The organism is Caballeronia sp. AZ7_KS35 (assembly GCF_023631045.1).
Classification (GTDB): domain Bacteria; phylum Pseudomonadota; class Gammaproteobacteria; order Burkholderiales; family Burkholderiaceae; genus Caballeronia; species Caballeronia zhejiangensis.
In genome coordinates, this window is sequence record NZ_JALQDV010000040.1 from 108,333 (window position 1) to 129,939 (window position 21,607).

A 21,607-nucleotide genomic window follows, 5' to 3' on the forward strand; every position below is an offset into this window, starting at 1 on the left:
AACATGTCTCCGGTCGCCGCCAAATCCCTTCGAAAAGAGAGCGACTTCACGCACAGGATCGTGCGCACGACGACGGTCGAACTCGTCACGACCGCGATCCGGCAACGCATTCTGTCGGGCGATCTCGCGCCGGGCGAAGTGCTGCGCCAGGAAGCGCTCGCCGATGAACTCGGCGTGAGCCGCGTGCCGATCCGCGAAGCGATCACGCGGCTTACCGGAGAAGGGTTGCTGACGAAGGTGCCGCACAAGGGCGCGTATGTCGCGGAGCTGTCGATCGAAGAAGTGCAGGAGACGTTCGAAATCCGCATTCGGCTGGAGCCGTGGCTGTTTTCGCAGGCGATCCCGCATATCACCGATGCCGAGATCGCGAAAGCCGAAAAGCTCGTCGCCGAAATGGATACCGCCGATTCGGGCGTCTGGGGCCAGTTGAACTGGCGTCTGCACGAGACGCTTTATCTGCCGGCGCGGCGCGACATCACATTGCAGATGCTGCGCGTGCTGCACGATCGCAGCGACCGCTATTTCCGCTTTCAGGTGGTGCAGGTGCCGATCCGCGAGCAGTCGCACGAAGAACACATGAACCTGATAGACGCATGCAAGAAGCGCGATGCGAAGCTCGGCGCGAAGCTGCTGGAACAGCACGTCAAGACGGCGGCGCAGCAGATCATCTCGGTCGTGGAGACGATCATGTCGCGTCAGGGTTGAGGACGAGCCGCACGCTCGCCGCATCGCGCGCATCGACTTCGATGTGAGCATCGCCGGCGGCGGCGATGTGCGCGAACGCGGTTTCATCGACCATCACGACGGGCACGTTCGACGCATAGAGTTCGTTCGCGACGATCGCGCCGATCGACAGAATCAGATCGCGCTCCGCGAGCACGATGCCCGCGGGCCCGGTGCCGTTGCGCAACGCTTCGGCGAGCACGCTGCTGCTCGAACTCGATCCGCGCGCACGCGGCATCACGAGAATGCGCGACGCGAGACTTTGGCCGTGACCGGGATGCGTCGCATCGACGATCAGGCCGCGCTCAGCGTCGTAACCGCCCCAGAAGCTGAGCGGCGGCAACGCGATTCCCGACGCGCGCGCGTGGCCCGGAACGAGCGTGACGGCCTCAAACGTGTTCATCGATGCACACCTTTCCTTCGAACGCCGATCGCACGCATTCGCTCATGCTCCCGAACGCGACCGTCACGCCGATATTCGCCGGCGCGTAATGCGCCCATTTGCCCGAGTTGGTCATCACGAGGCCGCTCACCTGCTTCATCACCGGCGTGATGTACGTGCAGGTATCGACGACGATCTGCACGCCGCGTGCCGCGAGCTTCTGCGCAATGCCTTCTTCCTCGAGTTGCCACAGCACGAAGCGGCTCGTGTTCACGTAGATATCGCAGCGCGGCGCGCCGTCGTGACGCCCCATGAGCGCGGCAAGCGTGCGAAATTCATCGACGGAAAAGTGCGGCGTGCCGAGGCTCACCGCGGCGAGCGCATCGCCGGGTTTCGCGTGCGACCAACCCGCGCGCACGTCGTGAAGATCGGCTGCGCTGACGGCAATCGTGCGTTCGGGCGCGCGGCCCTGAAGCGCGGCATCGAGCGTCGCGGCTTCCGGCGTGATGCCGACCGCATGGAACAGCCCCACCGATCCGCTCGATGCCGCCGCCGCGCCGAGCGCTTTGAGTTCGTCTTCGGTGGTGTCGCCGGGCAGGCCGGTGATCGCGGCGACCGTCGCGCCGGCAATGCCGCCGAGCAGAAAGCCGAGCGCGGCGAAATCGGCATCGCGATGCGGCGACGCGCGCAGATCGGGCGCGGCGATCACGATGCGCGCCGCGCGATTCGCCGTCACATGCAGGCCCGCATCCGGCACGCGCGCGGTGATGGCGGCGGCGAGATCGAGGAAATCGCCGTAACGGCTCGTGCGCGCGCCGAGCACGGAGTTCGCGAAAACGATCGCATTCGATTCGGCCCACGCGATCTGATCGCCCAGCTTCGGACGATGCTTCAATTGATACGGCGCGCAGGTGAAGCTGGCTTCGCATCCGAGTTCTAGATGCGCCTGCATGAGCCGCTTGCCAGCGCTCGCGATACCGGCGTCGCCGCGAAAGAGTTCCGGGTGAATGAGATCGAGCGAGCCGACATTGAGCGTGGTCGGCACGGCGACCTTCGCGCCGCTCGCGACGAAGCGCTCGACGAAATCGAGACTCGCCGCGCCGTGATACAGACAGCCGTCGATATGCGCGCCCGAGATATCGATGAGCGCATCGGCATCCATGACGCGCGCCGTCGCCGCGACGATACGCATCGCGAGCGCGAGGCCATCGCCGAAATCGCCGTTGAGCATGGCGGTGTCGCGTGGGGAAAGTGTGAGCATCGGATTCGCTGACGCAGCGCGGAGGGATGTCAGCGCAGTCTACCCGAAGCGGGTGGCGCGGCGCGTTCGCGCGTCTGGCCTACTGGCAAGATTGCAAAACTTCTAAACGCGGAGGCGGGCAGTCATGGGCGTATTGAGCGGGATAAAGGTTCTGGAATTCGAGGCGATCGGTCCTGCGCCGTTCGGCTGCATGTTGCTCGCCGATATGGGCGCGGACGTGCTGCGTATCGATCGGGCCGTCGCGCCCGGCGATCTCGGTCCGAAGGTCAGCGGCAAGCACAAGAATCTGACAGGGCGCGGCCGGCGCTCGGTCACGCTCGATCTGAAAAAGCGCGAATCGGCCGAGGCCGCGCTCGAACTGATGTCGAAGGCGGATGTCGTCATCGAAGGATTCCGTCCGGGCACGATGGAGCGTCTCGGCCTCGGCCCGGACGCCGCGCTCGCGCGCAATTCGAAGCTCGTCTACGGACGCATGACCGGTTGGGGACAGACGGGGCCGCTCGCGCAAAGCGCCGGGCACGATCTGAACTACGTCGCGTTGTCGGGCGTGCTGTCGGGAATCGGCCGCGCGGGCGAAGCGCCGGTGCCGCCGCTCAACCTCGTCGGCGATTATGGCGGCGGCGGCATGCTGCTCGCGCTCGGCGTCGTGGCGGCGCTTCTCAACGTGCAGCGCGGCGGCGCGGGTCAGGTCGTCGATGCCGCGATGATCGAAGGCGCCGCGCAACTCGGCACGACCGTCTGGGGCTTGATCGCATCGGGCAACTGGCGCGAGACGCGCGAAAGCAATCTGCTCGATGGCGGCACGCCGTGGTACGACAGCTATCGCACCCGCGACGGGCATTACATGTCGGTCGGTGCAGTGGAGGCGCGCTTCTATGCGGAACTGCTGCAGAAGCTCGGGCTCGCCGATGCGGGTTTGCCAGCGCAGCACGATCGCGCCGGATGGCCCGTGCTGAAGGCGCGGTTCACGGCGGCTTTTGCCGAGCGCACGCGCGACGAATGGTGCCGCGTGTTCGATGGCAGCGATGCGTGCGTCGCGCCCGTGCTCGGCTTCTCGGAAGCGCCGGCGCACGCGCATCATCGGGCGCGCGGAAGCTTCGTCGAGTTCGATGGCGTCGTACAGCCCGCGCCCGCGCCGCGCTTTTCCGCGACGCCATCCGCGATCTCGCGCCCCGCGCCGCAACGCGGCGAAGGCGGGCGCGATGCACTTCGGGATTGGGGGTTGAACGACGCGGAACTGACGCGTTTGCGCGCGAGCGGATTGGGATTCAACGCGGAAGATTGATCGGCGGGACGAGCGGCCGCGTGGAGCGCGGCCGCTGTGGCAGGATTACCTTTGTCCGAATCGCCGGACGAAGCAATAGAAAATCCACGGATGAATCTTCAGCATCGCCATGACGATCGACAGCTTCGGCCGACTGTCCGAATACATGCCGAGCAAATGCGCCATGCGCAACTTTTCTGACACGCTGCGTAGAATCGGCTTCGCGGAACCGTAAGTCGGCGCCTTCATCGCCGCCTGAAACGCAATTGTGCGATACGCATAGATGTACTTCAACCGGAACAGCAGACGCCGGTAATTCGGTATAGGCATCGACGCCGTGAGTCTCTCCACGCGATCGACAATCGCAAAGAGATCCACGATCTTCGGATTGAAGCGCGTCGAAATTCCCGCCTCCCGATACATATACGCGTACAAGGTATCGGGCATCAGCCGCACGATTTTCGACTTCCCGAGCGTCTGGACCGAGACGACGATATCCTCGTAAATCAGTCCGGTCGGATGTTCCACGGCGAGAAAAATCGAACGGCGCACGAGTTTGTTGCAGCAATACGCCTGCAAGGACAAATCGAGGATTTTCTCGACCGCCTGCACGCCGCTGATAACGGCGTCGCCCGTCTCGATGCGGTAATTGACCTTGCCATCCGGCGTCAGATTCTCGGCGGCGAAGACCACGACGTCTGCATTGTGCTTGTCGGCTTCCTGGATCACACGGCGAATGGTGTCGTGATGAATGTGATCGTCACTGTCGACGCACAAAACGTATTCGCCACGCGCCGCCATTGCGGCGATTTTGCGGGTTTCGGCCAGTCCTTTGTTCTTGAGATTCTTGATGAGTTTCCACGATATTCTGTTTTGCTTTTCCAGAATGCGTGAAGTCATTTCGCCGGATCGATCAGGACTGCTGTCGTCGACGGCAATAATCTCAAAGTCGGTGGAGGTTTCTGACAATAGCGAGTCGAGGCATTCTTCAATGTACGGCTCGACTTTGTACACGGGCAGCAGGACACTGATTTTTGGCGGTGCTTGCATGTATTGTCAGTCCCAGCTTCGAGACCTTTTTCAGTAGAACGGCTTAGGGATTCTACTTGGTGCATCGCATGCACGCATCAGGGTCATTGACTATTGCCAAACCGGTGCATGGTTCAATTCAGCAGATTTTCCCTGCTATCTTGTTTCAACAAGAACTTAATACTTCAGTTCTCCTGCTATTCACGAATTAATGACCGGGCTGACGCGAAGGCGGTCAATTATGGACTTCGAAAACTTATCGCGTTCCCATGGCGATAAAAAGCAAAAAGGCACGTTCGGCTCTATCCGAACGTGCCAAAGAGAAGCAGCCACTCCAAGGAAAATCGATCGCTCTACTGCAAGTTGCCCGCAACCGCCACCGTCTGGCCGGTAATGTAATTCGACTCGGGCGAGCAGAACAGATAGACGCCGCCCGCGGCTTCTTCCGGCGTGCCGCCACGACCGAGCGGATTGCGCTGTGCGTGCGTCTTCAGCATGTCGGCGTTGAGGCCGACACGGATGTCGCGCCCGTCGATCTTCACGGTCTGCGCCTGCTCCGTGCTCACGGTCATGCGCGTATGGATGAGCCCGAAAGCCACGGCGTTGACGTTCACGTTGAAGCGGCCCCATTCGCGCGCCAGCGCGCGCGTCATCCCGATCACGCCCGCTTTCGCCGACGAGTAGTTCATCTGACCGGCGTTACCGTTCAGCGCGGACGTCGACGAAATGTTCACGATCTTGCGGTAATTGTCGCGTCCGGCTTCCTTGTCGGCGGCGTGCAGCGCCTTGATGTGCGGATACGCGGCGCGCAGGATGCGAAACGGCGCGGTCAGATGGCAATCGAGCACCGCGTACCATTGCTCGTCGGTCATCTTCTGCACGACGTCGTCCCAGGTGAAACCAGCGTTATTCACGATGATGTCGATGCCCTTGAACGAATTTATCGCCGTGCCGATGAACCGGTCCGCAAAATCCGGCGCGGATACGTTACCGACACACGCCACCGCTTCCGTGCCTTGCTTGCGCAGCAGTTCCACGGTTTCCTGCGCGGGTTCGGCATCGAGATCGTTGATGACGAGGCGCGCGCCTTCGCTCGCGAGCTTCATCGCGATCGCCTGACCGATGCCGCGTCCCGAGCCGGTTACCAATGCCACTTTGCCTTCGAGCTTTCCCATGATGTCTTCCTGATGATTGAAGTCAGAGCGCGATCACCGCGTCGCCGAGCACGCGCGGTTCGCCATATTGATTGACGGTCTGGATCTCGAGCCGCACGCGGCGTTCGCCGTCGGCTTCGAATTTTTCGGTGACCTTGCCCGTGCACGTCACGACATGCCCGAGCTGCGTGATGCCGACAAAGCGCACGCCGAACGCACGAAGCTGCCGTTGCTCCACCCACGACGTCAACAGCCGGCCGAGCCAGGCCATCGACAACATGCCGTGCGCGAACACGTCCGGCACGCGGGCGCGCCGCGCATAGTCGGTGTCGATGTGAATGGCGTTGTGATCGCCCGATGCGCCCGCGAACAGCGCGAGCATCGTGCGGTCGACGGGCGGAAGGGTGAGCGGCGGCAAGCTGTCGCCGATCTGGATCGAATCGAAATTGATGGTGCTCATTCGCATTTCCCCGCTTATCGCTGAACGACGACGCTGCGCAGATCGGCAACGTGCTCGCCGCGCTGGTTCGTGACACGCGTCTCGCGCACGATGAACCACAGCGCGCCGTTCTTCTTGTCGTAGATATCGGCGATGCGGCTCTCGAAGCGCAGCACGTCGCCCGCATACGCCATGCGGTGATACGTGAACGACTGCTCGCCGTGGAGAATGCGCGACGAGACGATGCCGATCGCCTCGCGCCACGCCGTCGACGGCTGCTCGAATTCGAGCGAGAACAGGAACGTCGGCGGCAGCGGCAGCGCCGGATAACCGGCGTCGTGAGCGGCGGCTTCGTCGAAGTAGACCGGATTGGTTTCGCCGATCGCCTTCGCGAAGAAGCGCAGACGCCACGCGTCCGCCGTCGCGGAATAGACCGGCAACTTCATGCCGATGTGTTGTTTGTCGATCGCCATTACGCAGTCTTCTTGTAGATGGTGACGACGCCCGCGCCGCCCAGCCCGAGGTTGTGCTGCAATGCGATCTTCGCGTCCTTGACCTGACGGTCGCCGGCCGTGCCGCGCAACTGATGCGTCAGCTCGTAGCATTGCGCGAGACCCGTCGCGCCGAGCGGATGCCCCTTGGAAAGCAGGCCGCCCGACGGATTCGTCACCCATTTGCCGCCGTAGGTGTTGTCGCCATCCATGACGAGGCGCTCGCCTTCGCCTTCCTTGCACAGGCCGAGTCCTTCGTAGGTCAGCAGTTCGTTCTGCGCGAAGCAGTCGTGCAGTTCGATCACGTCGATGTCTTCGGGACCGACGCCCGCCTGCTCGTATGCCTGCTGCGCCGCGTTGCGCGTGATGTCGAAGCCGACGACGCGGATCATGTCGCGCGCTTCGTACGTGCTCGGCAGATCGGTGGCGAGCGACTGGCCGGCGATCAGCACGTCGGTGCGCAGGCCGTGCTTGCGCGCGAAGGCCTCGGACACGACGATCGCCGCCGCGCCGCCGCATGTCGGCGGGCAGGCCATCAGGCGCGTGAGCACGCCTTCCCAGAGCATCGGCGCGTTCATCACGTCTTCGGTCGTCACGACGTTGCGGAACACCGCGAGCGGATTGCGTGCCGCGTGCTCGCTCGCCTTCGCGCGAATGCGGGCGAACGTTTCGAGCTTCGTGCCGTACTTGCGCATGTGCGCCTGGCCCGCGCCCGCGAACTGGCGAATCGCCGTGGGCACTTCCGTGTTGTCGACGAGTTCGTTCGTCAGGCTGATCGCACGCTCGAGCGCGGCCGCGCGATCCGGCCATTTCGGCAGCAGCGGTCCCGGCTGCATGAATTCGAAGCCGAAGGCGAGCGCGCAATCGACCGCGCCGCTTTCCACGGCCTGGCGCGCAAGCCAGAGCGCCGACGAACCCGTCGCGCAGTTGTTGTTGACGTTGATGACCGGAATGCCCGTCATGCCGACGCGATAAAGCGCTTTCTGGCCGCACGTCGAATCGCCGTACACATAACCCGCGTAAGCCTGCTGGATGGCCTTGAAGTCGAGGCCGGCGTCGGCGAGCGCATCGCGGATCGCGATTTCGCCCATCACGTCGTACGTCTCGCTTGCACCCGGCTTCTTGAACGGAATCATTCCCACGCCCGCGACATACACCTTGCGACTCATGTGCTTCTCCTTCAGTGATTGAGGATTCGATGGATTCAGAGCTTGCGCGAGATGAGGTCTCGCATGACTTCACTGGTGCCGCCGAAAATGCGCGAGACACGGGCGTCGACGAATGCGCGCGCCACCGGATACTCCAGCATGTAGCCGTAGCCGCCGTGCAGTTGCACCATCTCGTCGAGCGCCTTGCCGAGCGCTTCGGTCGAATAGAGCTTGGCGATCGCGGATTCCTCGAGCGTCAGCCGGCGGTGCGTGTGCTCGCCGATGTAGTGATCGATCATCAGACGCACCGCGATCGCCTGCGCCTTGATGTCCGCGAGCTTGAACTTGGTGTTCTGAAAGTCCCACACGGTCTGTCCAAACGCGCGACGGTCCTTCACGTAATCGATCGTGTGCTGCAGGCAGGTTTCGAGACGCGCCGCCGCGCTCACCGCGATCGAGAGCCGTTCCTGCGGCAATTCCGCCATCAGATAGGCGAAGCCCTTGCCTTCGTCGCCGAGCCGGTTCGCGACGGGCACGCGCACGTCGTCGAAGAAGAGTTCGGCGGTGTCCTGCGCGTGCAATCCGACCTTGTCGAGCTTGCGGCCGCGGCGAAAGCCTTCGCGCGTCGCTTCGACGACGATCAGGCTCACGCCCTTCGCGCCCGCAGCCGGATCGGTCGTGCAGACGACCACGATCAGATCGCAGTTCAGACCGTTCGTGATGAAGGTCTTGCTGCCGTTGATGACGTACTCGTTGCCTTCGCGCCGCGCGGTGGTTCGCACGGCTTTGAGATCGCTGCCGACGCCGGGCTCGGTCATCGCGATCGCGAGAATCTGCTCGCCCGCGCAAATCGCGGGAAGCCATTTCTGCTTCTGCTCTTCATTGCCGATGCGCGCGATATACGGTGCGACGATGTCCGAGTGCACGCCAAAGCCCGGTCCGCTCACGCCCGTGTGCGCCATCTCTTCGACGAGCACGGCGACGTGCCCGAAGTCGCCGCCGCCGCCGCCGTACTCCGACGGAATCGACGTGCACAGCAGCCCTTGCTTGCCGGCCTTGAGCCATGTTTCACGATCCACGCAACCGGCCTTATCCCATTGCGCCTGGCGCGGAACGCATTCGCGCTCGAAGAATCTGCGCGCAGTAGTCCGAAGCATTTCGTGATCGTCTCTGAAGACGGTTCGATTGATGTGCATTGCAAGCTCCTCTTGTTTTGTTATCGGCGCGCGCGGACGATGTGCTGGCCCGGTTCGGTCCCGTACAGCTCGTCGATCAGATGCGCCCGGCGCGCGCGCGTGGTCGCCTGATTGACGTAACCTTTGTCGGCGATTTCGTTGGCATCGAGCGATGGCGGTTCGGCCATCAGCATGAGCCGTTCGATGACGAGCGTCGCGCCGGCGGGCTTTTGCCGCACGAGCCGTTCGCGCAAAGCTCCGATGACGAGCGGATGCGCGATGAGCGACTTCGCATCCAGCGACGCCAGCTCGGGCGCGAGGCGCTGGCATGCCGCGACGTTCGGCCAGGCGAGCGCCGCGAGATAGTCGCGGTCGTGACCGCAGATCACGGCGTCGGAAACGAGCGGCGCGCAGCAGTCGACGAGCGCGAGCCGCAACGCGCCGACGCGCACCCAACTGCCGTTCGCGAGCTTGAAGTCTTCGACGGTGCGGCCCGCGAACTCCATGCCCCTCGCCGGATCGGCGGGATCGGCGAGGCGCACGGCATCGCCGAAACGGAAGAAGCCTTCTTCGTCGAAAGCGGCGGCGGTCAAATCCGGCTGGCCGATGTAGCCGCCGAACACGTTCGGGCCGCGCATGCGGATTTCATAGCGTCCGTCGCCGCCCGGAAGCGGCAGCAGCTTGACTTCGGTGCCGAGCGACGGCGTGCCGATATTGCCCGGTGTGTCGGTCGCCCAGCCGCAGTACGTGCCCATTCCCGACGTTTCCGTGGCCGCGAGTCCCGAGCAGAACGTCATGCGCTCGCCGATGGTCTTCTCCGCGACGGCCTGAATGCGGTTCCACACTTCGACCGGCATGCTCGCGCCGCCATATCCGAAGAAGCTGGCTTTGCCGAAGAGATTCTGTGCGAGCAGCGGATCGCGTTCGAGTTCGTTCGACAGCGCGGCCCAGGCGGACGGCACGCTCGTATAGATGGTCGGCGCGACGTCGCGAAGATTGCGCAGCGTGCGCTCGATCATGCCGGGAAGCGGCCGGCCATCGTCGATGTAATGCGTCGCGCCGAACTGGATTGCGCGCCCGAGATGCAGCACGCCGCCCAGGCCGTGATGCCACGGCAGCCAGTCGAGGAACACGGGCTGCGATTCGCGCAGCCACGCGAGATTGTCCGAATAGTAGGCCGCCACCGCGCCGAGATTGTGGTACGTGAGGCGCACGCCCTTCGGTGCGCCGGTCGAGCCGGAGGTGAAGAGCACGCGCGCGGTGTCGTCGTTTTGGATGGCCGCATGCGCTTGCTCGACCGTTTGCAGCCGCGCGTCCGATAGAGGAAGAGCGGTCAACGCGTCCCATGCGATGTGTCCTGCCAGCGCCTGTTTCACTGCGATGACAGGCGCGCCGTTCAGCGGCAGCGCCGCGAGCGCCCGCGCGAACGGACCGGTTTCCTGCACGAACACCGCGCCGGGCGGCACGCGTTCGCAAATCGCCTTGAGTCGCGCGAAGTCCTTGCTGAGCAGCGCATAAGTGGGCGAAATGGGCGCGCTCGGAATGCCCGCGTATTCGGCGGCGAGCAGCACGACAGCCTGTTCGATCGAGTTGCCGGACAGCAGCATCAGCGGACGTTCCGCGCCGAGGCCCATTTCGAGCAGCGCGGCGCCGACCGTGCGGACTTGCCGCCACAGTTCGCTCCAGCTCAACGCGCGCCACGCGCCGTCTTCGCCGCGCTCGCAGAAGGCGGGCGTGTCGCCGCGTTCGGCGGCCCAGAGCGGAATGAAATCGGCGAAGGAACGCTGCGCGATGTCCGGCAACGGACGGTCGCAGCGAAGAATCAGCGTGCCGTCGGCGCGGCGCTCCACGAGCGTGCGGCGTTGCGGAAACCGCACGGGACGATATCGCGGCTTCGTCGCGTCGCTTGCTTCTAACGTACTCATTACGCCTGTCTCCTGAGCATGTTTGGCTTCTTTCCGATCGGGCTTGGGTGCCTGATTCGAGCGCTCTGCACTTTTCAGAAGCATACGGCTTGCGCGCAAGGCGGCGACCACCCGAGGTGGGTGGCGGCTCCTGTGGCGCCGCAGCGTATCTTCATTCCACGATGCGGCACAACGCGAAGTCGCTGAAAACGCGCATCGGTGAAGCCATCGAATCAAAGGGAGACGTCATGGATCTGGGTATCGCCGGGAAGGTCGCGCTCGTCACGGGCAGCGGACGCGGCATTGGAGCGGAAGTCGCGCGCATGCTGGCGGCGGAAGGCGCGCGCATCGTCGTGTCCGATATCGACGCCGCCGCCGCAGACGAAGTCGCAAGCGGTCTGCAAAAGAGCGGCGCGCAGGCGATCGCGGTGCGCTGCGACGTATGCAGCGAGGACGAAGTGCGGCACGTCGCGAACGCGGCGGACGAAGCCTTCGGCGGCGTCGACATCCTCGTGAACAACGCGGGCTTCAACAAGGACCGCTATCTGACGAAGATGACCGAGCCCGAATGGGACTCCGTCGTCGACGTGATCCTGAAAGGCGCGTTTCACAGCAGCCGCGCGGTGTTGCCCGGCATGATGGCGCGCAAGTGGGGGCGCATCGTGAACATCTCTTCGCGCTCCGTGTTCGGCAATCCGGGGCAAACCAACTACAGCGCCGCCAAACTCGGCCTGATCGGTTTCACGCGCGCGCTCGCGCTCGAACAGGCGAAGTTCGGCATCACCGTGAACGCGGTCGCGCCGGGCTTCGTCGAGACCGAACTGATGCGCGCCAATCCCACGTACGAAACGCTGCGCGACTCGGCGATCGCCAAAACGCCGGTCGGCTTTCTCGGCATGCCCGGCGACATCGCGTCGGCGGTTGCGTTCATCGCGTCGGAGCGCGCGCGCTACATCTCCGGCGTCACGCTGTACGTCACGGGCGGGCGCTTCTCGTCCTGAACGCGCATTCATTTACCCATCATTCGAAGACGCAGGTGGCACATGGATTTTGATTTCGACGCGGATCAGGTCGCGCTGCGCGACAGCATCCGCCGTTATATGCGCAATGAAGTCGTGGCGCGCATCGACGAATGCGAGAAGGCGCGGCGCATTCCGCTCGACCTGCTCGCGGGCGTGAGCCAGTTCGGCTATATCGGCGGCCTGCTGCCGGAAGAAGACGGCGGCATGGGCCTCGATTTCGTCACTTGGGCGATGATGCTCGAAGAATGCGGCTATTTCTGGGGCTCGCTGCGCACCATCGTCAATATCACGAACGTGTTCTGCCGGCTCGTTTCGCATCAGGGCAACGACGAGCAGAAGGCGCGTTTTCTCGCGCCCGTGCTCGCGTCGCAAAAGGGCGCGTGCGTCGCGTTCAGCGAGCCGAATCACGGCTCGAATCCGGCGGGCATCGAAACGCGCGCCGAAGATCGCGGCGATCACTACGTGCTCAACGGCACGAAGCTGTGGATCACGAACGGCGTCGCGGCCGATTACGCCATCGTGCTCGCGCGCACGCACAGCAAGACGTGCGACGGCGGCCACTCGCTCTTTCTGGTCGACAAGTCGCAGACGCCCGTCGAGGCGCGGCTCGTCGACAAGATGGTGCTGAAGGCGTCGGGCACGTCCGAGCTTTTTCTCAACGATCTGCGCATTCCGAAGGAAAACCTGCTCGGCGCGGAAGGCGGCGCCCTCAAGGTGATGGCGATCGGACTGAACTACGGCCGCATGAATATTGCGATGGGCGCGGTCGGCGCGGCGCAGGCGGCGCTCGATCTGTCCGTCGAATACGCGAAGACGCGCAAGCAGTTCGGCAAGCCGATCGGCCAGTTCCAGCTCGTGCAGAAGCATATCGTCGACATGATGGTGCGCACCGAAGCTGCGCGCGCGCTCGGCTACAAGGCGGCCGTCGCGTTGCAGAAGGGTTTGCCCGCGCGCATCGAATGCTCGATCGCGAAGCTCTATGCTGCCGAAGCGGCGCATGAAGTGGCGAAGATCGCGATCGGCGTGCACGGCGGCATCGGCTATTCGACGGAGTATCCGCTGGAGCGCATATTCCGCGACACGAGCGGCGGCACCATTCCCGAAGGCACCGCCGAAGTGCAGACGCTGATCGTCGGGCGCGAAGTGCTCGGCATGTCGGCGATCGTGTGAGGCGCGCATGAACCAGGAAAACATGCTCGCGCCGCGCGACCTCGACACCGCGCGCTACTACTGGGAAGACCTGGAGCCGGGCTTCTCGTTCGAAACGGCGAGCCGCACCGTGACCGAAGCGGACGTCGTGAGCTTCGCCGCGCTTTCCGCCGATTACAACCGCGTGCACGTCGATGCCGAATACGCCGCGAGCACGCCGTGGGGCGCGCGCATCGCGCACGGCATGCTCGTCGCGTCGATCGTGTCGGGATTGAACACGCGCACGGTGGTCAATCAACTGCTCGAGCCGTCGCTGATCGGCATGCTGGAGACGCGCATCCGCTTTCCGAAGCCGACGCTCATCGGCGACACGATCAAGGCGCGCATCGAAATCAGCGACAGGCGCGAGACGTCGAACCCGGCGCGCGGCATCGTCGATTTCAGGCGTGTGGCGGTCAATCAGCGCGGCGAGACCGTCTGCGAATGCGACGTACGCATGATGGTCCTGCGCCGCGCGCAGAACGATTCATAAGGAGACAGCATGGTCAGCACCGAAATCGGCTACACGACGATCGACAGGATCACCGTGCGCGGCAAGGATCTGTCGAAGGACATTCTGGGCAAACTCGACTTCGTCGAAACGATGATGTTGACGATCCTGAACCGCGTGCCCGACGAGCGCGAAAAGCGCATGGTCAATCTCATTCTCGTGACGGCGTGCGATCACGGCCTGACGCCTTCCGCGATGAGCGCGCGTCTCACGTATCTCGGCGCGCCCGAGGCGATGCAGGCGGTCGCGGCTGGGCTCCTCGGCGCGGGCAGCGTCTTTCTCGGCACGACGCAGAACGCGGCGGAGATGCTTATCAAGGCCGGTCGCGAATTGCGCGACGACGCGAGCGAGGACGACATCACCGCGTGCGCGCGCGAGACCGTGCGGCGCGCGAAGGAAGCGAAGCAGCCGATCTACGGCGTCGGGCATCCGATCCACATCCACGGCGATCCGCGCGTCGCGACGCTCGCGCAGGCATCGCGCGACAACGGCTATTTCGGCAAGCACTGGCGGCTCGTGTTCGCGATCGAGCGCGTGCTGCGCGACGAGCACGGCAAGAACCTGCCGCTCAACGCCGTGGGCGCGATCGGTGCGATCGTCGCGGACATGTCGCTCGATCCGCTGCTCGCGCGCGGCTTCATGCTCGTCGGGCGCGCGGCGGGGCTCATCGCGCATCTGTACGAGGAGCGTCAGAACCCGGTCGCGCAGCAAATCTGGGATCTTGTGTTGACGCAGGACGAGCGCAACGAAATTCCGGCGCGCTCACGCACGCGCTGAGCCGCCAGCCGACGCTAACTCAGGCGCTCCGCGAAGGGGCGCCTCCAGAAGGAAGTGCCATGAACCTCAGCTATTCAAGCGCGGATCTCGCGTTCCGCGACCAGGTACGCCGCTTTCTCGCAGAGAACCTGCCCGTGGATCTGCGAGAGAAAGTGCTCAATCATCGTCACCTCGATGCCGACGACTTCGTGCGCTGGCAGCGCATTCTGTATCAGCATGGCTGGGGCGCGCCCGGCTGGCCGGCCGAGTTCGGCGGCACGGGCTGGAGTGCGTTGCAGCGGCTGCTGTTCGATATCGAATGCGGCATCGCGGGTGCGCCGCGTCAGCTTCCATTCGGCCTCAACATGATCGGCCCGGTGCTGATGAAGTTCGCGAGCAAGGCGCAGCAGGCGCGCTTCCTGCCGCGCATTCCGACCGCCGAGGACTGGTGGTGTCAAGGCTATTCCGAACCGGGCGCGGGTTCGGATCTCGCCTCGCTGAAAACACGGGCGGTGCGCGACGGAGACCATTACATCGTCAACGGGCAAAAGACCTGGACGACCTACGCGCAGCACGCCGACTGGATGTTCTGTCTCGTGCGAACCGATCCCGAAGCGAAGCCGCAAAGCGGCATCTCGCTGCTGCTGATCGACATGAAAAGCCCCGGCATCACCGTGCGTCCGATCCGCACGCTCGAAGGCCTCACCGATGTCAACGAAGTCTTCATCGACGAAGTAAAGGTGCCCGTCGAAAACCTCGTCGGCGAGGAGAACTGCGGCTGGACCTACGCGAAATACCTGCTCGGCCATGAGCGCACGGGTATCGCGGGCATCGGCAATTGCAGACGCGAGCTGAATTACGTGAAGGCGCTGGCGCAGCGCGAGCGCCGCCACGGCAAGCCGCTCGCGGACGACGTGCGCGTGCGCGAGAAGATCGCGTGCATCGAGGCCGAAGTGCTGGCGCTCGAAATGCTGCTGATGCGCGTCGCGTCGCAGGCGAGTCAGCGCGGCGCGGGCGTGGAATCGTCGATCCTCAAGATTCGCGGGTCCGAACTGCAGCAGTCGTTGTCGGCGCTGCAACTCGATATCGCCGGGCCGAATGCGGTGCCGTTCTCGCCCGACTGGCTCGCCGACGGCTTCGACGGATGGACGCCCGATCCCGGTCATGGCGCGAGCATCGGCAGCTTCTATCTGGAGATGCGCAAGCCGACCATCTACGGCGGCACGAACGAGGTGCAGAAGGAAATCATTGCGAAAGCGGTCATCGAGGGATGAGATCGGACATGGACTTTTCATACAGCGAAGAACAGCGCCAGCTCGCGGACAGCCTGAGGCGCTTCACGGAAGAGCGCTATCCGCTGGAGGCGCGCCGCAAGGCGAACGGTTTCAGCCGCGACGCGTGGCGAACCTACGCGGAATTCGGCGTGCTGGGGCTCGTGATCGGCTCCGAGCACGGCGGTTTCGATGGCCAAGCCACGGACACATTCGCCATTCAGTTCGAAGCGGGCCGCGCGTGCTTGCCAGAGCCGCTCATTCCGTGCGCGGTCATGGCGGCCGGGCTGATTCAGCGATACGCCACCGAAGCGCAACGCGAAGCGTGGCTGCCGCCGATCGCCGAAGGCCGCGAGATCGTGACGCTCGCGTATCAGGAGCCGTGTGCCCGCTACGACTTCGCGCGTCCGTCGACGGTAGCCGAAGCGCGTGACGACGGCTTCCTGCTCGACGGCGAGAAAGTTCACGTATGGCATGGCGCCGTCGCGCAATCGCTGATCGTATCGGCGTGGAACGCGTCGGCGCAGGCAATGTCGCTGTTCGTCGTGCCGTCGTCGGCTGCCGGCGTGACGATTCGCGCCTATCCGACGCTCGACGGCACGCACGATGCGCAAGTCACGCTGAAGGCGGTGCGCGTGCCGAAAAGCGCGCTCATCGGCGATACCGCGCGCGGCGAAGCGATGCTCGAAAGCGCACTCGAACTCGGCATCGCGGCGCAATGCGCGGCAAGCGCGGGCGCGCTGGAACGCCTCGTCGAGATGACGGCCGAATATCTGAGCACGCGCAAGCAGTTCGGCCAGCCGCTCGCGCGCTTTCAGGCGTTGCGCCATCGCGTCGCGGACATGGCCGTGCAAAAGGAACTGGCGTTGTCGATGGCGCATCTGGCGGCATCGGCCATCGATCATCCGAGCGTCATCGAGCGGCGTCGCATGATTTCGTCGGCGAAGCTGATCGTGAGCCGCGCGGCGCGTTTCGTCGGCGAGCAGGCCGTGCAGTTGCACGGCGGCATGGGCGTTACGGCGGAACTGGCTGTCGGCGATTACTTCAAGTCGCTGATGGTGGCGTCGCTACGTCTGGGCGATGCGGAATTTCACGCCGACGTGCTGGCGAATCTGCCGATCGAGCCGGAGGCACGCGCGCGCGCCGCGTGAGACGCGCGCGTCCGGGATCACGCGCCGTCGCTCAGCGCGAGGTCCCGCGAGCGCGCGACGGCTTCGTCGCGGCTCGACACGCCGAGCTTGCTGTAGATGTTCTTCAGATGCCATTTGACCGTCTCGGGCGATATGCCCATCGTCCGGGCGATCTTCTTGTTCGGCAACGCCTGCGCGAGCAGGCTCAACACCTTCGTTTCCCGCACGCTCAGGATTTCCGGCGCCTTCGCCTCGCCGGCGCGCACGCCTGATCCTGGCGCGTCCGGCCGCTTCGCCGTCGCGCGCGCTTGCGCGCTGCGCAGACGATCGGCGTAGAACTGCAACACCGCGCCCTGCGGTTCGGTCCGGACGGCGGCGCCGATCAGATCCAGCGCGGCGGGATGCGCATCGAGCAGCGTGCGCACGAGGCCCAGGCGATGTCCGTGGCGCACGGCGTCCAGCATGACCTGGCGCGCCGAATCCGCGTCGCCGCGAACGTGCGCCGTGACAGCCCTGCGCACTTCCAGAGACACGGTGCGTCGCTGCCAGCCGCGCGCCCGGCACAGTTCGATGAGCGGCGCGAGCGCATGCGCCGCCGCGTCGTGATCCTCGTGCGCCATGCGCCAGTCGATGTGCGCCTGCTGCGCGACGAAGCGGAAATCGGCCGCGTGCGCGAGCGAGCCGGCGCGCGCGGTCAGTTCGTCGAGCCGCGCGAGGCCCGCGTGCGCGGCGTCGAACTGGCCGCCCTGCAAGTCGCGCCGGACGCGCTGCGCGACGCAATGCGCGAGCGCGCGCCGCAGATCGTGCTTCGCGGCGTAATCCTCGAGCCGATCGAGACACGCGATCGCATCGAGCCGATGACCCGCGAGCCAGCGCGATGACGACAGCACCGTGAGCACGCTCGTCACCGCATCCGGAAACGACACGCGCTCGATGACGTCGAGACGTTCTTCGAGCAGCTTGCACGCCTGATCGGCATCGCCGGATTCGTAGAGCACTTCGCCGAGCAGCGCGGCGGCGAGCGCGGACGCCTCCGCCGCGGCGCTGCCACGCGGTTCGGCCTCGTGGAGCACGTCGCGGCACACGCGCTCGGTGCGCAGCAGATCGCCTTCCAGCAGATGACCGAAACCCACGAGCGCGCGCCCGCTCAGCACGCCCGCCGACGTGCTCATGAGCGGCGTGCCGTCCGCGAGCACGGGCGCGCGGTCGGTCTGCGCGCGGCGCGCTTCGTCGAATTCGCCGCGCAGCGTATGCGCCCAGGTCAGCAGATTGTTGTGCGCGCCGATGGTGATGCCTTGCGCGTCGTCCGGCAGCGTGCGCAACTGCGGCAGCAGTGTGCAGGCGGCGTCGAGATCGTCGCGCTGGACCGCGAGCGCGGCTTCCAGCAGCGTTACGCGATAGCGCGAGTGCGTGTCGTCGTGCGCGAGATCGGTGCGCAGCCGTTCGATCTCGCTCGCGCAAGCGTCGAACTCGCGATTGTAGAGATGCAGATGGATCATCCAGAGCCGCAGCCCGACGCGCGCCTGAATCTCGGCTTGCGGCAAGAGACGCATCAGCGCGACGATCCGGCGCAGTTCGCCGCGCGGCTGCAGGGCGCGCGCGATCTGCGCGACGAGATCGGCGGCGGCGGCGGGTTCGCCGGCGAGCACGGCGTGACGCACGGCTTCATCGGCGTAATCGTGCTCGCGGAACCACTGCCATGCCGTGTGATGCACTTGCCGCTGCTGCGCCTCGCTGCGTGCGCGAAAACGCTCCAGCAAGGTCTCGCGAAAGAGCGGATTCAGGCGATACCACACATTGCGTGCATCCTGACCGGCGGGCGCGAGAAAGAGATTGTCGCTTTCCAGACGGGCGAGCAGCTTGAGCACGCTGTCGGGATGATCCGCGCGGCCGATCAGCGCGACGCACAAGGGCGCGCAGAGCCGCTCGCACACGGCCATCCGCATGAGCAGCTCGCATTCGCTCGCGGCGAGCCGCGACAGCACTTCGCGTCCGAAATACTCCGCGAACGTGTGGATGTCGAGCAGCGGAGCGTCCGCGAACGCTTCATCGAGCGCGAGCTGCTTCGGCGCGACGTTCCCGCGCTTCGCGCCGACCACCATCAGCTGCAGCCCGGCGATCCAGCCATCGGTCATTTCGTGCATGCGGCGCGCGTCGCGCGGGGCGATGTCGCGAAGCTGCGATTTGAGAAACGCGAACGATTCCGCCATCGAAAAGCGCAGATCGCGCATGTCGAGTTCGAGCAGCAGACCTTCGTCGCGAATGCGGCCGACGGACAGCGGAATCGCGCCGCGCGACGCGATCGCGACATGCAGATTCGGCGGCGCGTAATCGAGCAGCCATTGCAGCGATTGATGACAGCGCCGATCCGTCAGCCGATGCAGATCGTCGAGCACGAGCACGAGATCGCCCTGACGGCCCGCGATGCCGCGCACCAGCGCGATGATCGTGCGTTCGACCGCTTCGTCGTCGAGGCCGCGGCCGCCGAGCAGGGCGGCGTCGCCGGCGATCGACGGATCGACTTGCGCGAGGCTCGCGGCCAGTGCGTCGAGGAACCGGGCGAGGTCGTCGGTTTCATCGGACAGCGTGAGCCACGCGACCTGAAACGCTAGCGGATAAAGCGCCTCGCGCCACGCGATGAGCGCGGTCGTCTTGCCGTAGCCCGCCGGGCCTTGCATCACGATGCAGCGCTTGCGCCGGGCTTCGACGAGCTGCGCGACGAGCCGCTCGCGGCCCATGATGCGCGTCGATATGCGCGGCGATGCGCAGGCCGGATCGGACGCGGATGCCCGCGCGGTGTCGTCGTCGGAATGATTCGGATAGCGAAGGAGGATCGTTTCAGTCATCAAGCACCTGCGTCTTTCAAGGTGGGACAAAACTCCGATGCCGGCGATTCTAGCGTTCACGACGCGCCGTGCCCGCTAGGGAACACGCGTAGTCCGGCGCGGGAACTATCGGAGTACGGCAATGGTTCGCTCGACGAACGAACTGGGGTATTCCCGCGCCTACTCGATTCGGGTAGTGGTGACGCGAAGACGCCCTGCAACACTGAATCGGACGGGATCGGAGGGGCGTCGGCGTGCGTCGCGTGCATCGGACAAACGCGCCGGGGAGACCAAAAACCCATAACGAGGAGACAGCTATGTGTATCGTCAGGAAGAGCGTTGCCGGTGCGGCCCTTGCGGTCGTGGCGAGCGGCGCGGCGGCCCAGTCCAGCGTCACGCTTTACGGCGTCGCGGACGCATTCTTTCAGTGGTACGACAACGGCGGCCAGCATTCCTGGTCGATGCGAAGCGGCGGCAACAGCGGTTCGATGGTCGGCCTGAAGGGCAGCGAAGATCTCGGCAGCGGCCTGAAGGCCGTGTTCACGCTGGAGAGCGGCTTCAACATCAACAACGGCACCGCTTTCGCCGATTCCTCGGTGATGTTCTATCGTCAGGCGTGGGTCGGTCTGTCGCACGAAAAGTACGGCTCGCTGACGTTCGGCCGGCAGTATCAGCCGACGTTCTGGTCGCTCTATCCGACCGATCCGTTTCGCGCGAACGAAGTGCTCTCGCCGCTCGCGGCATCGGCGAATTCCATCGACCGAAACACGATCGCCACGCAGACGGGCGGCGGCCGTTCGAGCAATGCGATCGTCTACAAGTCGCCGAATCTCAGCGGATTCCAGCTTTGGGGCATGTATGCGCTCGCGGCGTCCGTGACGCAGCCGTATCCGCAGAGCACGGGCAACATGCTCGATGTGGCCGCCACGTACTCCGGTTACGGGCTGTACGCAGGCGTGTCGTATCAGTTCCAGCATCCCGGATCGAAGACCTTGCCGGGATTGCCGGCTGCGGTGAACACGGTGTCCGTCGAGCATTACACGGCGGCGCTCGCGTATCGCATCGGCATCGTGAATCTGCAGGCCAACTACACGTATCACAAGCCGGAGAATCCGGCCGCGGGTTCCGTCGCGGCGCGGCTGAACGCGGCGCATCCGTTCAGCGTCGCGGAAATCGGCGCGACGATTCAGGCGACGCCCGCCGACGCCATCGAAATCGCCGGCTTTCAGCGCCTCGCGCGCGGCGTGCATGACAACACCTGGGGCGTGCAGGTCGGCGCGGATCATAGCCTCTCGAAGCGCACGACCCTTTATGCGCGCGCGGGCTTCATGAAGAACAACGGCCTCGCGACGACCGCCTGGCCCGGCTACACGACGACCGCGGGCGAGAATCAGACGCTCGTCGGCGTCGGCATGTCGCATCGCTTCTGATTGACAGCGGGCGCGCTTCGTCCGAACCTGCGGGCGCGGCGGAGTGCGCCGTTCGGCATTCATCGCATCGAGCATCGTTACAACAAACATGGCGGCAAATCACACTATGAAATTACTTCGAACTGCAAAGCTGATGATCGGCGTCGCCGCCGTCAGCGCATCGTTTTATGGCAACGCGCAGAGCGGCGCGTCGGCGCCCGTGAGCGCGTCCGTGCCGGCGATGGCATCGGCGGCGAATGGCGGCAAGACTTCGTCGAAAGCGGCGGATCGCGCGCTGCGCCGGAAGATCCTCACCGCGCTCGCCGACGCAAAGGGAATGCGCGCGGCCGGCATCACTGTGCGCGCCACCGACGGCGACGTGCTGCTCGAAGGCTGGGTTCCCGAAGTCGCGCAGATCGAGCAGGCGACGCGCGTGGCGCAGGGCGTGCCGGGCGTGAAAACGGTGCGCAACACGCTGACGCTCTCGACGTTCTGATAGCGCTTGAACGTTCCTTCGTCGCCCCG

Annotated in this window: 20 protein-coding genes; 10 read left to right on the forward strand and 10 right to left on the reverse strand. The window is 64.9% G+C overall.

What is annotated here, in order from left to right:
* Window positions 1-3: 3 nt before the first annotated feature.
* On the forward strand, window positions 4-705 hold the full coding sequence (locus NCT05_RS25640) for a GntR family transcriptional regulator (RefSeq protein ID WP_250503483.1): 702 nt from the start codon (window positions 4-6) through the stop codon (window positions 703-705).
* Here NCT05_RS25640 and NCT05_RS25645 read toward each other — a convergent pair.
* Both NCT05_RS25645 and NCT05_RS25650 read right to left on the reverse strand, forming a co-directional pair.
* The gene (locus NCT05_RS25645; RefSeq protein ID WP_250503487.1) at window positions 686-1,126 is read right to left on the reverse strand and encodes an aconitase X swivel domain-containing protein; all 441 of its coding nucleotides are present in this window, start codon (window positions 1,124-1,126) and stop codon (window positions 686-688) included. The genes NCT05_RS25640 and NCT05_RS25645 overlap by 20 nt on opposite strands.
* The gene (locus tag NCT05_RS25650) at window positions 1,113-2,366 is read right to left on the reverse strand and encodes an aconitase X (protein WP_250503489.1); all 1,254 of its coding nucleotides are present in this window, start codon (window positions 2,364-2,366) and stop codon (window positions 1,113-1,115) included. The genes NCT05_RS25645 and NCT05_RS25650 overlap by 14 nt, the downstream gene beginning before the upstream one ends.
* 124 nt (window positions 2,367-2,490) lie before the next feature.
* Between NCT05_RS25650 and NCT05_RS25655 the strand changes: the two genes are divergently transcribed.
* Window positions 2,491-3,651, forward strand: coding sequence for a CaiB/BaiF CoA transferase family protein (locus tag NCT05_RS25655; protein WP_250503490.1), 1,161 nt, complete (start codon window positions 2,491-2,493; stop codon window positions 3,649-3,651).
* A 45-nt stretch (window positions 3,652-3,696) separates the two neighbouring features.
* Here NCT05_RS25655 and NCT05_RS25660 read toward each other — a convergent pair whose 3' ends face one another.
* The 7 genes from NCT05_RS25660 to NCT05_RS25690 all read right to left on the reverse strand — a co-directional run bounded on the left by NCT05_RS25660 (window position 3,697) and on the right by NCT05_RS25690 (window position 10,991).
* A complete protein-coding gene (locus NCT05_RS25660; RefSeq protein ID WP_250503491.1) occupies window positions 3,697-4,680 on the reverse strand; it encodes a glycosyltransferase family 2 protein in 984 nt (327 codons plus the stop codon).
* A gap of 332 nt (window positions 4,681-5,012) precedes the next feature.
* A complete protein-coding gene (locus tag NCT05_RS25665; protein ID WP_250503492.1) occupies window positions 5,013-5,834 on the reverse strand; it encodes an SDR family NAD(P)-dependent oxidoreductase in 822 nt (273 codons plus the stop codon).
* A gap of 22 nt (window positions 5,835-5,856) precedes the next feature.
* The gene (locus tag NCT05_RS25670) at window positions 5,857-6,273 is read right to left on the reverse strand and encodes a MaoC family dehydratase (protein WP_008347317.1); all 417 of its coding nucleotides are present in this window, start codon (window positions 6,271-6,273) and stop codon (window positions 5,857-5,859) included.
* Between the two features lie 14 nt (window positions 6,274-6,287).
* Window positions 6,288-6,725 carry a MaoC family dehydratase N-terminal domain-containing protein gene (locus NCT05_RS25675; RefSeq protein ID WP_008347319.1) on the reverse strand — a complete coding sequence of 146 codons (438 nt, stop codon included), beginning with the start codon at window positions 6,723-6,725 and terminating at the stop codon, window positions 6,288-6,290.
* Window positions 6,725-7,912: a lipid-transfer protein gene (locus NCT05_RS25680; RefSeq protein ID WP_008347320.1), complete on the reverse strand. Its 1,188-nt coding sequence runs from the start codon at window positions 7,910-7,912 to the stop codon at window positions 6,725-6,727. Before NCT05_RS25680 ends, NCT05_RS25675 begins: the two co-directional genes overlap by 1 nt.
* Window positions 7,913-7,947: 35 nt before the next feature.
* Window positions 7,948-9,087 carry an acyl-CoA dehydrogenase family protein gene (locus tag NCT05_RS25685; protein ID WP_250503494.1) on the reverse strand — a complete coding sequence of 380 codons (1,140 nt, stop codon included), beginning with the start codon at window positions 9,085-9,087 and terminating at the stop codon, window positions 7,948-7,950.
* 20 nt (window positions 9,088-9,107) lie between these two features.
* Entirely contained in the window at window positions 9,108-10,991 is a 1,884-nt protein-coding gene (locus NCT05_RS25690; RefSeq protein ID WP_250503496.1) for a feruloyl-CoA synthase, read from the reverse strand.
* Window positions 10,992-11,218: 227 nt separating this feature from the next.
* Here NCT05_RS25690 and NCT05_RS25695 point away from each other — a divergent pair, with 227 nt between their 5' ends.
* The 6 genes from NCT05_RS25695 to NCT05_RS25720 are packed head-to-tail and all read left to right on the forward strand — an operon-like array spanning window position 11,219 to window position 16,869.
* Window positions 11,219-11,971: an SDR family NAD(P)-dependent oxidoreductase gene (locus NCT05_RS25695; protein ID WP_033535894.1), complete on the forward strand. Its 753-nt coding sequence runs from the start codon at window positions 11,219-11,221 to the stop codon at window positions 11,969-11,971.
* Window positions 11,972-12,013: 42 nt separating this feature from the next.
* The gene (locus NCT05_RS25700) at window positions 12,014-13,162 is read left to right on the forward strand and encodes an acyl-CoA dehydrogenase family protein (RefSeq protein WP_250437016.1); all 1,149 of its coding nucleotides are present in this window, start codon (window positions 12,014-12,016) and stop codon (window positions 13,160-13,162) included.
* Window positions 13,163-13,169: 7 nt separating this feature from the next.
* Window positions 13,170-13,673 (forward strand): MaoC family dehydratase, encoded by a 504-nt coding sequence (locus NCT05_RS25705; protein WP_250503498.1) that lies wholly within the window; start codon window positions 13,170-13,172, stop codon window positions 13,671-13,673.
* A gap of 9 nt (window positions 13,674-13,682) precedes the next feature.
* Window positions 13,683-14,468 (forward strand): citryl-CoA lyase, encoded by a 786-nt coding sequence (locus NCT05_RS25710; RefSeq protein ID WP_250503499.1) that lies wholly within the window; start codon window positions 13,683-13,685, stop codon window positions 14,466-14,468.
* Between the two features lie 59 nt (window positions 14,469-14,527).
* Window positions 14,528-15,721, forward strand: a complete 1,194-nt coding sequence (locus tag NCT05_RS25715; RefSeq protein ID WP_250503501.1) for an acyl-CoA dehydrogenase family protein — start codon at window positions 14,528-14,530, stop codon at window positions 15,719-15,721.
* A gap of 8 nt (window positions 15,722-15,729) precedes the next feature.
* Window positions 15,730-16,869 carry an acyl-CoA dehydrogenase family protein gene (locus tag NCT05_RS25720; RefSeq protein WP_250503502.1) on the forward strand — a complete coding sequence of 380 codons (1,140 nt, stop codon included), beginning with the start codon at window positions 15,730-15,732 and terminating at the stop codon, window positions 16,867-16,869.
* 17 nt (window positions 16,870-16,886) lie between these two features.
* On the opposite strand, the gene NCT05_RS25725 is transcribed toward NCT05_RS25720, so the two are convergent.
* Window positions 16,887-19,694, reverse strand: a complete 2,808-nt coding sequence (locus NCT05_RS25725) for a winged helix-turn-helix domain-containing protein (protein WP_250503503.1) — start codon at window positions 19,692-19,694, stop codon at window positions 16,887-16,889.
* 296 nt (window positions 19,695-19,990) lie between these two features.
* On the opposite strand from NCT05_RS25725, the gene NCT05_RS25730 reads away from it, so the two are divergent.
* Together NCT05_RS25730 and NCT05_RS25735 are read left to right on the forward strand one after the other, a co-directional pair.
* Complete coding sequence (locus NCT05_RS25730) at window positions 19,991-21,103, forward strand: porin (protein ID WP_175982025.1); 1,113 nt, start codon at window positions 19,991-19,993, stop codon at window positions 21,101-21,103.
* 106 nt (window positions 21,104-21,209) lie between these two features.
* Window positions 21,210-21,578 carry a BON domain-containing protein gene (locus tag NCT05_RS25735; RefSeq protein ID WP_063828775.1) on the forward strand — a complete coding sequence of 123 codons (369 nt, stop codon included), beginning with the start codon at window positions 21,210-21,212 and terminating at the stop codon, window positions 21,576-21,578.
* The last annotated feature ends 29 nt before the right edge of the window (window positions 21,579-21,607 follow it).

Bases quoted from the DNA above. Each gene is read 5' to 3' on its own strand.
- NCT05_RS25660 (WP_250503491.1), bottom strand. From the start codon at position 4,680: ATGCAAGCACCGCCAAAAATCAGTGTCCTGCTGCCCGTGTACAAAGTC.
- NCT05_RS25690 (WP_250503496.1), bottom strand. From the start codon at position 10,991: ATGAGTACGTTAGAAGCAAGCGACGCGACGAAGCCGCGATATCGTCCC.
- NCT05_RS25720 (WP_250503502.1), top strand. From the start codon at position 15,730: ATGGACTTTTCATACAGCGAAGAACAGCGCCAGCTCGCGGACAGCCTG.
- NCT05_RS25645 (WP_250503487.1), bottom strand. From the start codon at position 1,126: ATGAACACGTTTGAGGCCGTCACGCTCGTTCCGGGCCACGCGCGCGCG.
- NCT05_RS25695 (WP_033535894.1), top strand. From the start codon at position 11,219: ATGGATCTGGGTATCGCCGGGAAGGTCGCGCTCGTCACGGGCAGCGGA.
- NCT05_RS25715 (WP_250503501.1), top strand. From the start codon at position 14,528: ATGAACCTCAGCTATTCAAGCGCGGATCTCGCGTTCCGCGACCAGGTA.
- NCT05_RS25735 (WP_063828775.1), top strand. From the start codon at position 21,210: ATGAAATTACTTCGAACTGCAAAGCTGATGATCGGCGTCGCCGCCGTC.
- NCT05_RS25640 (WP_250503483.1), top strand. From the start codon at position 4: ATGTCTCCGGTCGCCGCCAAATCCCTTCGAAAAGAGAGCGACTTCACG.
- NCT05_RS25705 (WP_250503498.1), top strand. From the start codon at position 13,170: ATGAACCAGGAAAACATGCTCGCGCCGCGCGACCTCGACACCGCGCGC.
- NCT05_RS25680 (WP_008347320.1), bottom strand. From the start codon at position 7,912: ATGAGTCGCAAGGTGTATGTCGCGGGCGTGGGAATGATTCCGTTCAAG.
- NCT05_RS25710 (WP_250503499.1), top strand. From the start codon at position 13,683: ATGGTCAGCACCGAAATCGGCTACACGACGATCGACAGGATCACCGTG.
- NCT05_RS25665 (WP_250503492.1), bottom strand. From the start codon at position 5,834: ATGGGAAAGCTCGAAGGCAAAGTGGCATTGGTAACCGGCTCGGGACGC.
- NCT05_RS25700 (WP_250437016.1), top strand. From the start codon at position 12,014: ATGGATTTTGATTTCGACGCGGATCAGGTCGCGCTGCGCGACAGCATC.
- NCT05_RS25685 (WP_250503494.1), bottom strand. From the start codon at position 9,087: ATGCACATCAATCGAACCGTCTTCAGAGACGATCACGAAATGCTTCGG.
- NCT05_RS25725 (WP_250503503.1), bottom strand. From the start codon at position 19,694: ATGACTGAAACGATCCTCCTTCGCTATCCGAATCATTCCGACGACGAC.
- NCT05_RS25655 (WP_250503490.1), top strand. From the start codon at position 2,491: ATGGGCGTATTGAGCGGGATAAAGGTTCTGGAATTCGAGGCGATCGGT.
- NCT05_RS25650 (WP_250503489.1), bottom strand. From the start codon at position 2,366: ATGCTCACACTTTCCCCACGCGACACCGCCATGCTCAACGGCGATTTC.
- NCT05_RS25675 (WP_008347319.1), bottom strand. From the start codon at position 6,725: ATGGCGATCGACAAACAACACATCGGCATGAAGTTGCCGGTCTATTCC.
- NCT05_RS25670 (WP_008347317.1), bottom strand. From the start codon at position 6,273: ATGAGCACCATCAATTTCGATTCGATCCAGATCGGCGACAGCTTGCCG.
- NCT05_RS25730 (WP_175982025.1), top strand. From the start codon at position 19,991: ATGTGTATCGTCAGGAAGAGCGTTGCCGGTGCGGCCCTTGCGGTCGTG.